A 12,765-nucleotide genomic window follows, 5' to 3' on the forward strand; every position below is an offset into this window, starting at 1 on the left:
GGAGGCGCGCGGGCCCGCACCTCCCGCTGCTCAGCGCAGGCGGGCGGCGATTTCGGCGGCGGTCTCGCGGGCGGGGCGGCCGACCCCGATCAGGGTGGCGGACGCCGGGCCGGTCCAGTCGCCGTAGCCGAGCAGGTGCAGCCGCGGTTCGGCGAGGGAACGCGTGCCGTCGGTGGCGATGCGGCCGCGCGGCCCGCGCACACCGAGCGGGGCGAGGTGGGCGAGTGCGGGACGGAAGCCCGTGCACCAGACGATCGCGTCGACCGCGAGGCGGGTGCCGTCCTGCCACGCCACGCCGTCCTCGGTGAGCCGGTCGAACATCGGGCGGGCGCCGAGCAGTCCGCGGTCGCGGGCCTCACGTACGGGTGGCACGGCCACGATGTCGCCGAGCGAGGCGACTCCGCCGGTGTCGGCCTCGCCCGTCTCCAGCGCTCGGCGGCGGGCGGTGGCAACGTCGAACAGGACCCGTCCGTCGATGTCGTCGGGGAGGTAGCGCGGCGCACGGCGGGTGCCCCAGGTGAGGGTGACGCCCTCGTGCACGGCCAGGTCGGCGGCGATCTGCGCACCGGAGTTGCCGCCTCCGACGACCAGGACGCGGTGCCCGTCGAACTCCTCGGGCCTGCGGTAGTCGACGGTGTGCACCTGCCTGCCCCGGAAGGCGGCGGCGCCCGGGACGGCGGGGAGGAAGGGACGCCACCAGGTGCCGGTGGCGCTGATGACGGCGCGGGACTGCCACGTCCCGGTGTCGGTCTCGGTCCGAAGCCGGGGGCCGTCGCGGCGCACGGCGTGGACCCGGGTGCCGCGCCGCACGGGGAGGGCGTAGCGCTTCTCGTAGTCGGCGAGGTACTCGACCACGTGCTCGGCGTCGGGGTACGTGGCGCCGGGCCGGGGCGGCATGAGGCGGCCGGGCAGCGAGGAGTACGCGGCCGGGGAGAACAGGCGCAGGGAGTCCCAGGCCTGCTGCCACGCACCGCCGGGCGTGGAACAGGCGTCGAGGACGACGCAGTCCAGCTTCCGGCGGCGCAGGTGGTAGCCGGCCGCGAGCCCAGCCTGGCCGCCGCCGACCACCACCACGTCCGTCCGTTCCGTCACCCCGTCACCTGCCCGCGGCGACCGGCGCCGGAGCGGTGAACCTGCGGCGCCAGGCCAGGGAGACGTAGACCAGCGCCACCAGGACCGGAACCTCGATCAGGGGCCCGACGACGCCGGACAGCGCCTGGCCGGAGGTGACGCCGAAGGTGGCGATGGCGACGGCGATGGCGAGTTCGAAGTTGTTTCCGGCGGCGGTGAAGGCGAGCGTCGCGGTGCGGTCGTAGCCCAGGCCGAGGCCCTTGCCGAGCGCGAAGGTGCCGAACCACATCAGGGCGAAGTAGACGAGCAGCGGCACCGCGATGCGGGCGACGTCGAGCGGCTGCGAGGTGATCGTGTCCCCCTGCAGGGCGAAGAGGACGACGATGGTGAACAGCAGCCCGTAGAGCGCGAGGGGGCCGATCCTCGGCAGGAACCGGTTCTCGTACGCGTCGCGCCCGGCCCTCTTCTCCCCGATGCGGCGGGTGAGGAACCCGGCGAGCAGCGGGATGCCCAGGAAGACGACGACGTTGAACGCGATCTCCCCCATCGAGATGTCGAGCCGCTCGCCCTCGCCGAGACCGAGCCAGCCGGGCAGCAGATCGAGGTAGAGCCAGCCCAGGAGGCCGAAGGCGAGGACCTGGAAGACGGAGTTGAGCGCGACCAGGACGGCGGCGGCCTCCCGGTCCCCGCACGCCAGGTCGTTCCAGATGATCACCATGGCGATGCAGCGGGCGAGGCCGACGACGATCAGACCCGTGCGGTACTCGGGCAGGTCCGGCAGGAAGAGCCACGCCAGCGCGAACATGACCGCCGGGCCGAGGACCCAGTTGACGACCAGCGAGGAGACCATCAGCCGCCGGTCGCCGGTGACCGCGTCGAGCCTGTCGTAGCGGACCTTGGCCAGGACCGGATACATCATGACCAGCAGGCCGAGGGCGATGGGCAGCGAGATGCCGCCGACCTCCACTGCGGAGAGGACATCGTTCAGGCCGGGGATCAGGCGTCCCAGCCCGAGACCGAGGGCCATGGCGGCGAGGATCCACACGGCCAGGAAGCGATCCAGGGTGGAGAGCCGGCCCACCACGCCTGCGCCGCCGGTGTCCGGCGGCGCAGGCGTGGTGGCAGCGGAGTCGGTGCTGGTCACGGACAGGTCCTTTTCGTGTCGGCGGCGAGGGTGTTGCGGGCGGTCCCGGCCAACTCGCCGAGCGAGGCGGCCAGTCTCTCGATCACGTCGGGCCGGAGCTTGTAGTACGTGAAGCGGCCGCACGGCTCGGTCTCCACCACCTCGGCCTCCCGGAGCACCCGCAGGTGGTTGGAGAGGTTGGTCTGCCGCGCGCCCGTCTCCTCGACGAGGTGCGTGGTGCAGAGCGTCTCGTGGGCCAGAAGCTGCACGATCCGGAACCGGAGCGGGTCCGCGAGCACCCGGATCAGGTCGATCTCCGTCGCGCTCAGCTCAGTCTTGGCTGACGTCATCATGGACTGATACTGTCACATCAGCAGTCGCTGACGCCAGCCTCCGCTGATGCCAACTGGCAGCGCGCGCAACCCGATCGAGAGAGACCCCCGATGGCCGAGAAGCCCTCCGTCCTGTTCGTCTGCGTGCACAACGCAGGCCGCTCCCAGATGGCCGCAGCCTGGCTCACGCACCTCGCGGGCGACCGCGTCGAGGTCCGCTCCGCCGGCTCCGCACCCGCCGACCAGGTCAACCCGGCCGCAGTGGAGGCCATGCGCGAAGTCGGCATCGACCTCACCGCGGCGTCCCCGAAGGTGCTGACCGTGGACGCCGTCCGGGCCTCCGACGTCTGCATCACCATGGGCTGCGGCGACGCCTGCCCCGTCTTCCCCGGAAAGCGCTACCTCGACTGGACGCTGGACGACCCCGCGGGCCGGGGCGTCGAGGCCGTGCGCCCCATCCGCGACGAGATCAAAGCCCGAGTGGAGGAACTTCTCGCCGAGATCACCCCGGACGCCGCGAAGTAGACGGCGACATCCGTGACGTGATCATCATCGGTTCCGGAGCCGAACGGCCCCGGAACCGCCCTCGTCGCCGAACGCCACCTCGCCGCCCGCGCAGGCACAGGAGCGCAGTGAGGGGCGCCCGAGCGACTTCACCGGCGGAACGACCGCTGCGCCGAGCCCAGCGCAGCCTCCACGTGCCGCCCGTCCCACCCGTTCGGGGTTTGCCACAGCACGTGCACGCCGAAGACGGCGTGCACGGTGTCGGCGGCCCACTCCTCCTCCGGTGCTTCCGGCAGGACCAGGAACAGCTCCTCGACCGGCGTCGTCAGGGTGTGATTGATCTCCAGGAGGCGCACCGCTCCCGAGCGGAGGTCGGGGTAGGCACGACCGCCTGCACCGAGAACCTCGTAGACGACGTGACCCGCCTCGCCCATGCGATGGACGTCGACGATCGCGGATTCGGTGGTGCGCAGGTCCGACCGGAGCAGGGCTGCCCTCAACTCGAGGCGGACCAGTTCGTGGGTGTTGCACCTGCGGTCGGCTGCGGCCGCGGCCTCCAGCGCCCGCTCGAGAGGTGAACTGCCCGTCCGCGCTTCCGGGGTGTCGTGCTCTGCCGCAGTGTCGGGCATTCGATCGCTCTCCTTCACCGCAGGTGGGTGCGCGGGTGCGGAGTCCCCGGTACCGGCCGGCGGGGAGGGCTCCGCCGCAAGCCGTTGCCGCAGTGTCCGTCGTGCAGTCGCCAAGGCGTCGGCCCAGCCGCTGCGTTCGAGCTCGGCCCGGAACCTGCCACCGTCCAGGGCGCCGGCGGACACGGCCCGCTGCGTGTCCGCCGCGAGATCCCGCAACAGACTCAGACGGTCCCTCTCCGGGGAGCCGAGCACGCGCCAGACGTCCAGCCAGTCCTGCTGGTCGAGGCGCAGGCAGCGATCGGCCATGCCCTTGAGCTCGGAAAGCCGCGTGCGGCTGTCCGACGGGACCTCACCGTCGGACAGTTCGTCGACGATGCCGACCGCCGCGAGGTAACGCCTCGCCATCCTGGACGAGATCGGCATGCGCCCCCGTTCCTCGAGCGTGACGAAGCTGACGTCGGAGGCATGGCGGAGCACCCAGCCGTCCAGCTCCGCTCCGACGGCAGGCGGCGTGGAACCGTGCCGCACGGCCAGGAGGAGCGTCCGGTCGGTGGCGGGCCGCACCGCCTCGACCCTGTAGTTGCCACCTGCGGTGTGGGCGACCACCCGAACACGGATGTCCGTGCCGATCTCGGGGACATCGCCGCCCGTCGCCTTCGGTTCGGGCTCGGATGGCGACGCTTCCGTGCGCTCGTCGGACCTCGTCAGCGCCTCGGGGAGCGGGGAGGTGTGCAGCACGGTCAGGCTCTGCGTGCTGCGGGTGAGAGCGATGTAGAGCTGACGCAGCCCGGCCGGGCCGCGGTCCGCGATCGTGGCGGGTTCGACGACGAGGACATGGTCGTACTCCATGCCCTTGGCCTGAGCGGCCGCCAGCACGAAGACGGACTCACGGCGGGCATCGGCGATCGCGGTGTGTGCGTCGAGGTGGTGGCGGATCTCGTCGAGCCATCCGGAGTCGTCGGGAACCACGACCGCAACCGAGCGCAGGGTCGTTCCGTCGTCCGTACCCACCAGACGCGTCACTTCGGTGACGGTGTCGTCGAGAAGCTTCCACGGTTCTGTCGCCAGGGTCCGTACCGCACCCTCGCCCGCCGCGCGTACGGCATGCGGGGAGGGCAGGGCCGGTGCGACTGCACGGGCGAGAGGCGAGACGAACGACATGATCTCTGCCGGCACGCGGTAACTGGTGTTCAGCTCGGAGACCCGCCAGTCGCCGTGGTCCGAGAGCAACGCACCGAGGCGCTCCCAGCTCGTGTGGGTGTGCGGGCCGGTGGCTTGCGCGAGGTCACCGAGGACCGTCATCGAACCGTTGACCGCACAGCGCCGACGCAACGCCCGGGCCTGCATGGGGGTCAGGTCCTGCGCCTCGTCGACGACGATGTGCCCGTACCGCCGGGGTGACTCCCCGGTGATGAGGAAACGGAGCTCCTCGAGGCAGACGTGGTCCTCGAGGGTCCAGGGGTCGGCGTCGGCGGTGGCGGCCCGGGGACGGTGGAGCGCGCGCTGCTCCTCGTCGCTGAGCACGCCGTCGGCGCAGCGGCGGAGCAGGTCGGGCTGGTCGTAGAGACTCCGCAGGGCCTCACGGGCACCCGGCGTCGGCCAGATGCGGTCGATGAGCCGCTCGACGCGGCGATTGCGTTCGAGGTCACGGCGGATCGCACCGTCCTGCACGCGGCGAGGAGCGAGAGCGGCGAGTTCGCGAAGAAGGCGATCGATGAGAAGGTTCCGGAAACGTTCGCGGCGCTGCCGGTAGGGACCGTCGCCGCCGTGGGCCTCGTTGAGCAGGTCGAGGACCTCGGACCGGGGAAGACGCAGCGTCGCGCTGCCGGCCGTGACGACAACGGCGGGTTCGTCGCCCTCGAAGGACGGCGCGGTGGTGAGTTCGTCGAGGACGTCGGAGCGCAGATCGCTCTCGACACGTTTCCGCAGGACAGCAGCCATCCGCTCGTCGGACTTCACCAGCCGGGCCGACGGGGCGTCGTTGCCCGTGATGTCGGCGGTCCACAGGCGGTTCAGCTGGACGGCGTTGACGTCGCGCGTGCCGAGCGTCGGCAGCACCTGGCCCACATGGTCGAGGAAGCGCTGGTGGGGCCCGATGACGAGGATGTCCTGGGCGGGGAAGTGCTCGTTGTTGACGAGCCAGGTCACGCGGTGCAGCCCGACGGCGGACTTGCCGGTTCCCGGGCCGCCCTGCACCACGAGGACATCGGACGGGGATTCGGTGACCAGCCTCATCTGATCGCGCCGAATGGTCTCCACGATGTCCCGCATGGGGCCCCGGCGGGAACGCTCGAGTTCACGGAGGAGGAAGTCGTCCGGCTGGACCGGCTTGCGACGCTGGGCCCGCGCCACATCACCGGGAGTCGGCGGCGGGCGGCGCTTCGCTCCGGCCGGTGCCCGCGGTTCCGCCCTTTCCCCCGCTCGCCCCTCGGGAGGCGCCTCCTCCTCGGCCGCCTCGCCCTCCGCAGCGGACCGCGGTTCGGGGACGGTGGGGGCCGAGGACTCAGCGAGCACCACCGGGGCGATCTCGTCGTGGTAGTCCTCGACGGTGCTCTGCGTGCAGCGCAACTGCCGCCGCAGGGCGACATCGCGCGGCGCCTCCGGCGTTGCCTCGAACCACTGCTTGGCCAGCGAACTGGTCCACAGCACGACGACGGTGTCGCGGGTGGTCACGTCGGAGACCGCACGCCGACCGACGTAGAAGGTCTCCGGAACGTCACTCGGCCTGTCCTGCACGTCGACCCTGCCGATGACCAGCGACTCGTTGCCGAGTCCGTCGTATTCCGCGGCCCGCACCCGGGCTTCGAGGCGGTTGGCGACGCCGTCCTTGCCGGTGGCGGAAGCCGAGGCGACACCCCCACCGGTCAGCTCGGCGAGCCGCGCGGCGTAGCAGTCGTACGCGTGGTCCACCGCCCGCTGCTCGCCCGCGATGACCTCGTCGCGCGAAGTGGTGCTCATGTTCATCCCTCCCCTCGCGGCGCTCCACGGCGCCGCCGGGCCATGCGCCCATACCCATGAGAACAGCTGTCAGTGACAATGCGGTTCCGAACAGTCAGGGCGTCGACATCACCGGTGCGGACGCAGCCGGGTTCCGAAGCGGCGGAAGCACTGCGCCGGGAGCGGAGAACCTGCCACCGGAACGACCGCAACCTCCGTCGCGGCGGACAACGCGGGGCGCCCGCGCCAACGTCCCCCTCCTCCCCGGCGGCACCCTGATCGGATACCCGCGGCCCCTCGTCCGCTACGCTGTCCCCGGAGCTTTGCTGGATCGAGCCGTGGATGTCTCTGCACACGCACGCCCATGCCCGGTGCACGGAAGGCTCCCAGGAGCAGACGCAGCGTGATCGCAGACAGCTCGACGGAGCGCCTTCCCGGACACCTCCGAGGTTTTCTGCCACGCTTCGCAGACGCCCCGCCTCCGTAGCTCAGGGGATAGAGCACCGCTCTCCTAAAGCGGGTGTCGCAGGTTCGAATCCTGCCGGGGGCACGCAGAAACACCAGGTCAGAGGCCCTGTCGCCCGAGAGGGCGACAGGGCCTCCGGTCTCGCAGCACGCATATGGCACACATGGCCGTGCGCGCAGGGTGGGAGGCAGACGATGCCCTCGAACGACGAACTGGCCCGCCGCCGACACCAGCACCTCGTCGACCACCTGGAAGCCAGGATGAGGGCACCCCTCAAGCCCGAGTACCAGGGCCAGGGACTGCTGCACGTATAGGTGACAGTCGGGTTTCATGCCGCGAGAGCGGCGGGCTTCGTGGTGGTCTCGTACTCGATGGGCGTCAAGCGGCCCAGCCGTAGCTGTCGGCGGCGCCGGTGGTAGGTCCGCTCAATCCAACGTCACGATCGCGGTCCGGAGGTCCTGCCGGGTGGTCCAGGGACGGCGGTCGAGGACGTTGTTCTGCAGCAGAGCGAAGAAGGACTCCATCGCGGCGTAGTCGCCGGCGGCGCCGACTCTTCCCATGGACCCGGTCAGGCCGTGGCGGTGCAGAGCGTGGACGAACTTCCTTGCCCGAAATTGGGCGAGTTCAGACTGGTGCTTGCAACACCGGGCTGTTGCAACGAGCGTAGCTACTCTTCGAAGACTTCGGCCGGCGTCCGCCAACCGAGGACTTTTCCGGGCCGGTTGTTGATCGCCTGGGCGACGGCTTCGAGGTCTTCTGCGGACCATCGGGAGAGGTCGGTGCCCTTCGGGAAGTACTGACGCAGCAGCCCCTCGGGCACATCGCCGGTCTTTCTGCTCCAGTCCTCCGTAGCGATCTTGAACACCTCCGAAATCAAGGTGTTTGCGACGACCGATTGAATCCGCCCAGTTCACCCAGATTGCAGTGCATTATGGCCAGCGAAAGCCTGTCGGCGATTACCCGAGGGGCCGAAGCCTTCGCGCCACCCATGTCAGTTTCAGCCAGTAAGTCAATTCCTTGTTGCCTAGGCGTCCTCACGCACTGTAAGTTGATCGATACCTCCAAGGGGGCGCCAGCCACTGACCATGGCTGTGAAAATAACCTAAAAGGAGACCTGGAAACAACTAATCGGCGACTCGTCAAGGTTTCCGATTCAGATCTGCAGTCACACTCAAAAAATGGACTTCCTGTTATGCGTGATCGCATGCGCGTCATAGTTGCTGCTGGAGCAGCTCTTGCAATACCTGTCATGGGCGCCTCGACGGCCATGGCTGAAGAGGCTCAGGATGTATCGATCCTGGGAGTCACGGATTGTCCGTCCAACGGGAATCCTGGAGGCGGCCAGCGTTGCACCTCGATCAGCAACGGCGTACTCACTGTGAGCGGGAAGAGCGATGGCACCTACGTCCGTGTCAACTACTGGAGAGAGTCAGGCGGTTCCCTCACGGCACGTCTCGGCTGGGAGAGAAACGGAAACAACCACTGGGCGGGATACCAGAACATGTCGAATACCCCGCGCCACTACAGCCACCAGTGGAGTCCTGGCGCAAGCTGCTCCCCGTTCACCGGCAAGTTGAACACTTCGGGCGGCAACACATACCCGACGCCACCGCTCCCTCAGTGCTGACAAAGACCGGAACATGACCAACACAAGGGGTCGCCGTGTTTCGTCTTACGGCGACCCCTTTGCCTGACACTATCGAAACGTAGTCATGCTGAAAGCTGTCTTCAACGGGCACGAAGGGTTCCTTGTCCTCTGCCTGATCATCACTGTCGCAGGCGGAGGATTCGCCTATCGCCTGGCTTCTCGCCGATCGCCGCGGCCGGCTCTGTTCGGCTTGTGGATCGCCTCGATCCTCGCTGTCCTGCTGCTGACGCTGTGGACGACGGGCGGCGGTGGCGGGCCGATCGTGTGCACCATCAACAAGAGCGTGTGGGAACCGTTCAGCACAGTGCAGGGACGCCTCAACGCGGGCATGTTCGTCCCCTTCGGGCTCATCGGCGTGATGGCGACCCGCCGCGTGCTTCCCGTGGCCTTGCTGGGAATAGTGCTCACCGCAGGCATCGAGACGTTTCAGAGCGTTCTCCCCTTCGTGGGCCGCCTCTGCGACACCAGCGACCTCGTCGCCAACTCCGCCGGCGCCCTCTGCGGGGTCGCTTTGGGGGCCCTTGTCAACGGCCTGGGCAAGGAACAGGAGGAGCCCGCTTTCCTCACCACATCCCGGACCCTGGCCGTCTCCGGTGTCGCCCTCGCCGTCCTGGTAGGCACCTGGGGACTGTGGATGACCCCGAACGTCGTGGACAGGGACCGCAGCGAGATCTCCGCCAGTGACTCGCAACGTGAGGCGATCACCCGTCACATCCACCAAGCCCTCGGCAGCGGATACCGCGTGAAGGAGGTCTCCTTCACTCCCGGGCCGGACGGATCCGGAACCATCAGCGCCAGCCTGCCGGGAGGCGCCGCCGAACTGACGTGGCCGGACCGGGAGCGCTTCCGGGTCGATCTCGTGCCCAGCTACCTGGGCACGAAGCAGAGCTTCGCCATCCCCGGCGCCACCGGGCCGGTGGACAGCGCGGACGGCGCAGCAGCACGCGCCACGGCGTACGCAAAGAAGTTCGCTCCCTGGGCGCTGCAGGACTCCCGGCGGACCGCCACAGCCCAAGGGGAGGGCGAGGGTCTGAACTGGATGGTGAGCTGGCGCCGCGAGAAGGACGGCATCCTCATGCCGATGCGCCTGGACGTCGTCATCGAGCCGAGCGGACGCCTCACCAACCTCCTCGCCCGCCACATCGACGACCCCGCCCTGCCACCGCTGAACACTTCCCAAGCCGATGCCTGGGCAGCGATGGAGCAGCACTTCCACCGAACCGCGAGTGACTCCCGGAAGTCCGAACCGGTACTCCTCGCCCAACGCCGCGAGGGCGACTGGCGCGTGCACTGGCTCCTCACGCTGCACACCAAGCAGCATGTGTACAAAGCGACCATCGACGGAACCACCGGCCACGTGTACTCGCCCACGGTGCTCAGCAGCACGCCCGAGAGCGCTGGAGCACAGCCGTAGGCAACAGGCCGGGTGACCCTCCCGGATTTGTGCGCCGCATCGCCGGAAGAGGGACTGCAAGAGGGCGTTTACGTAGCTACGTTCCGGAAAGTGGCCTTCATCCGTACCCTGGTTTGCCTCGTTCCACCAGGTAGGCGCGTCTCGTCCTCCCCTGCCGCTCGAGGCCCGTCGCCCGTCTTGCTCGCTTCTGTAGCTGGAAGTCCGTCTGGTTTGACGATGTACCAGAACCACCCGATGTTCAGCGGAACATCGAATTCCGGCCTGTTCATGCCAACGCTACGGCGTGAGCCAGCGGAAGCCGTACCCAGCGACCTGTCCGACGCCCGGTGGGCCTTGATCGAGCCGACGTTGACGGCATGGCGGAAAGCCCGTCTCGACCGCAGGCCCACCGGCCAGCCGGCCAAAGTCGACCTCCGCGACGTGTTCAACGCCATTCTCTACGTGAACCGCACCGGAATCCCCTGGAAATACCTCCCGCACGACTTCCCCAACCACGGCACCGTCTACGCCTACTACGCCACCTGGCGCGACGAGGGAATCTTCGTCCAGCTCAACTACGACCTGACCGCCCTGGCCCGCGTGAAGGAAGGTCGCAAGCCCGAACCCACGGCCTCCGTCATCGATACCCAGAGCGTGAAGACCTCCACCAATGTGCCCGTGACCAGCCAGGGAACCGACGCCGCGAAGAAGATCGTGGGCCGGAAGCGAGGCATCCTCACCGACACGATCGGCCTCATCCTCGCCGTGAACGTCACAGCCGCCGACCTCTCCGAAAACGCGCTGGGAATACGCCTCCTCGACCAGGCAAAGGAGACCTACCCGACCATCGTCAAGAGCTGGGTCGACACAGGCTTCAAGAAGGCCGTTGTCGAGCACGGAGCGCAGCTCGGAATCGACGTCGAAGTCGTCAACAGAAAACCGGGAATCCGCGGCTTCGAGGTTGTGAAAAGGCGCTGGGTGGTGGAGCGGAGTATCGGTTGGATCATGATGCACCGCCGTCTCACCCGCGACTACGAGACCCTGACCGCCAGCTCCGAAGCCATGATCCACATCGCCTCCATCGACAACCTCGCCAAGCGCGTAACGGGCGAAACCACACCCACCTGGCGAGGAACGTAGGCCCAGGACACCGACGTGACCCATGTGTACTCGGTCCGCTTACTCAGATACGCATCGGAGATGTCCTGAACCATCGGTGTCATCTGCGCGGAGTAGTACGCCAGCGCCGCGAACAGAGCGAGCGCGTTGAGGACGCCCGCCATTCGGCTGAGCCCTATCAGCATCCACAGCCGGGTCAGCAGCTGGTACAGGGCGGACAGGGCCAGATAGGTCAGGGCGACCGGCAGGATGATCGAGGCGGTGATGTAGCCAGTCGCCGACGGGCCGAGGAGGACCAGCGCGCTGACGGCGAGAGAGACGAGGCCGGCAGCGGCAACAATGGCGGTCATCGCCGCCTCGTACATGAGAAACGCCGCCGAGCGCTCCCGGTTGGTGACCGGCAGCTGATAGCTCAGCTGCATCATTCCTTCGGCGTTGAGGAACAACACCTTCACCAGCAAAAACGCGACCTGCACCCACAGCAGGAGGGACACCGTCGAGGTGTCGAACAGCAGCCGCCACACGGCCGCTTCGTCAGCCAGGGGTTGCAGGAAGAAGTAGGAGGCGGTGCACATGACGCCCAGGAGCACAACAGCTGCGACCGTGACGAACACTCTGACCGGGGCGGACTTCAGGGCGCCGGCCCGCAGCACCCGGCGGCGGAAAAAGACGAGAAGCATCCGGGCCAGGACTGCGGAGCGCCTCAGCCGGACCGCCGTCACCGCTGCGCCGTTTCGAGGTAGTCGAACACCATGGCGGCGACCGATCCGTGTTCTTCGACCAAATGGTTCGTTAACTCGTCGTACACCACGTGACCAAGGTCGAGGAAGACCGTTCTGTCGGCCAGGCGCTGCAGCACGGCAAAGTCGTGCGTGCACAGCAGAATCGAACGTCCCTCGTCGCGCGCCCGGCTGAACTCCTTCTCGGCGAGATGCAGCGCTTCCAGGTCGATGCCGTTGAGGGTCTCGTCGATGACGGTCAGCGGCGGGCGGATGACGAGGGCGGACACCAGCTGCGTCTTCTTGCGCATACCATGCGAATAGTCCTCGATGAGGTCGTCGTAGCGGCCCTCCATGGCGAACTTGCGGAACAGGGCGAGGGCTTCGTCGTGGTCAGCGTCGAGACCGTACAGCTTGCCCATCATGGAGATGTACTCGCGGGCGGTGAGGAACTCGGGAAGGTAGTCGTTGCTGGCCAGGTACATGCCCAATTGCTTCGCCTCGGGCCGGGCGTGCTCCTGGCCGCCGATCCAGATGGACCCCGACTGAAGGCGTACGAGGTCGAAGATGTTCTTGATCAGTGTGGACTTGCCGGAGCCATTGGGGCCGACGAGACCGACGATCGTGCCTTTCTCGACCGTGAAGGTGACGTCCAACAGGACATTGACAATGCCGTCATAGGAGTAGCTGACGTCGCTGACATTCAGGAGAGACACTATCTCGTTGATCCTTTACCGAGTCCATGGAACCGGGGCGGTGCCCAGGAAGCCTGCTTCCTGGGCACCTTGCAACATAGCCGTCCGGCGGCTACTTACACTCGGCGC

The 12,765-nt window shown here is 68.0% G+C and carries 8 protein-coding genes, 1 tRNA gene and 3 pseudogenes; 4 read left to right on the top strand and 8 right to left on the bottom strand.

Features of this window, described 5'->3' with window-relative positions; translation table 11 throughout:
* Positions 1–30 precede the first annotated feature (30 nt).
* Genes ACL06G_RS03690 through ACL06G_RS03700 form a run of 3 tightly spaced genes read right to left on the bottom strand, consistent with a single transcriptional unit; the run spans position 31 to position 2,544 of the window.
* Positions 31–1,092 (bottom strand): ArsO family NAD(P)H-dependent flavin-containing monooxygenase, encoded by a 1,062-nt coding sequence (locus ACL06G_RS03690; RefSeq protein WP_412835408.1) that lies wholly within the window; start codon positions 1,090–1,092, stop codon positions 31–33.
* A gap of 4 nt (positions 1,093–1,096) precedes the next feature.
* Positions 1,097–2,221, bottom strand: a complete 1,125-nt coding sequence (arsB, locus tag ACL06G_RS03695) for an ACR3 family arsenite efflux transporter (RefSeq protein ID WP_412835446.1) — start codon at positions 2,219–2,221, stop codon at positions 1,097–1,099.
* Positions 2,212–2,544 carry an ArsR/SmtB family transcription factor gene (locus tag ACL06G_RS03700; RefSeq protein WP_412785480.1) on the bottom strand — a complete coding sequence of 111 codons (333 nt, stop codon included), beginning with the start codon at positions 2,542–2,544 and terminating at the stop codon, positions 2,212–2,214. The genes arsB and ACL06G_RS03700 overlap by 10 nt, the downstream gene beginning before the upstream one ends.
* A gap of 93 nt (positions 2,545–2,637) precedes the next feature.
* Between ACL06G_RS03700 and ACL06G_RS03705 the strand changes: the two genes are divergently transcribed.
* Positions 2,638–3,051 carry an arsenate reductase ArsC gene (locus ACL06G_RS03705; RefSeq protein WP_412835409.1) on the top strand — a complete coding sequence of 138 codons (414 nt, stop codon included), beginning with the start codon at positions 2,638–2,640 and terminating at the stop codon, positions 3,049–3,051.
* A 128-nt stretch (positions 3,052–3,179) separates the two neighbouring features.
* Here the strand turns inward: ACL06G_RS03705 and ACL06G_RS03710 are convergent, their stop codons facing one another.
* On the bottom strand, positions 3,180–6,617 hold the full coding sequence (locus tag ACL06G_RS03710) for an AAA family ATPase (protein ID WP_412835410.1): 3,438 nt from the start codon (positions 6,615–6,617) through the stop codon (positions 3,180–3,182).
* 456 nt (positions 6,618–7,073) lie between these two features.
* Between ACL06G_RS03710 and ACL06G_RS03715 the strand changes: the two genes are divergently transcribed.
* Positions 7,074–7,146, top strand: a tRNA-Arg gene (locus tag ACL06G_RS03715).
* Positions 7,147–7,390: 244 nt separating this feature from the next.
* Here ACL06G_RS03715 and ACL06G_RS03720 read toward each other — a convergent pair.
* Together ACL06G_RS03720 and ACL06G_RS03725 are read right to left on the bottom strand one after the other, a co-directional pair.
* Positions 7,391–7,709, bottom strand: a pseudogene (locus ACL06G_RS03720) (IS3 family transposase); the annotation flags it as partial.
* A 20-nt stretch (positions 7,710–7,729) separates the two neighbouring features.
* Positions 7,730–7,903, bottom strand: a pseudogene (locus ACL06G_RS03725) (IS30 family transposase); the annotation flags it as partial.
* 871 nt (positions 7,904–8,774) lie between these two features.
* Here ACL06G_RS03725 and ACL06G_RS03730 point away from each other — a divergent pair.
* Together ACL06G_RS03730 and ACL06G_RS03735 are read left to right on the top strand one after the other, a co-directional pair.
* Entirely contained in the window at positions 8,775–10,124 is a 1,350-nt protein-coding gene (locus tag ACL06G_RS03730) for a VanZ family protein (RefSeq protein WP_412835411.1), read from the top strand.
* A gap of 283 nt (positions 10,125–10,407) precedes the next feature.
* Positions 10,408–11,243: pseudogene (locus tag ACL06G_RS03735) on the top strand (IS5 family transposase).
* On the opposite strand, the gene ACL06G_RS03740 reads toward ACL06G_RS03735, so the two are convergent.
* Together ACL06G_RS03740 and ACL06G_RS03745 are read right to left on the bottom strand one after the other, a co-directional pair.
* Positions 11,135–11,902 carry a hypothetical protein gene (locus ACL06G_RS03740; RefSeq protein WP_412835412.1) on the bottom strand — a complete coding sequence of 256 codons (768 nt, stop codon included), beginning with the start codon at positions 11,900–11,902 and terminating at the stop codon, positions 11,135–11,137. The pseudogene ACL06G_RS03735 and the gene ACL06G_RS03740 sit on opposite strands and share 109 nt — an antisense overlap.
* Before the next feature lie 38 nt (positions 11,903–11,940).
* Positions 11,941–12,657 carry an ATP-binding cassette domain-containing protein gene (locus ACL06G_RS03745; protein WP_412835413.1) on the bottom strand — a complete coding sequence of 239 codons (717 nt, stop codon included), beginning with the start codon at positions 12,655–12,657 and terminating at the stop codon, positions 11,941–11,943.
* Positions 12,658–12,765 lie beyond the last annotated feature (108 nt).

The sequence above is a fragment of the Streptomyces callyspongiae genome (assembly GCF_047200695.1).
GTDB lineage: Bacteria > Actinomycetota > Actinomycetes > Streptomycetales > Streptomycetaceae > Streptomyces.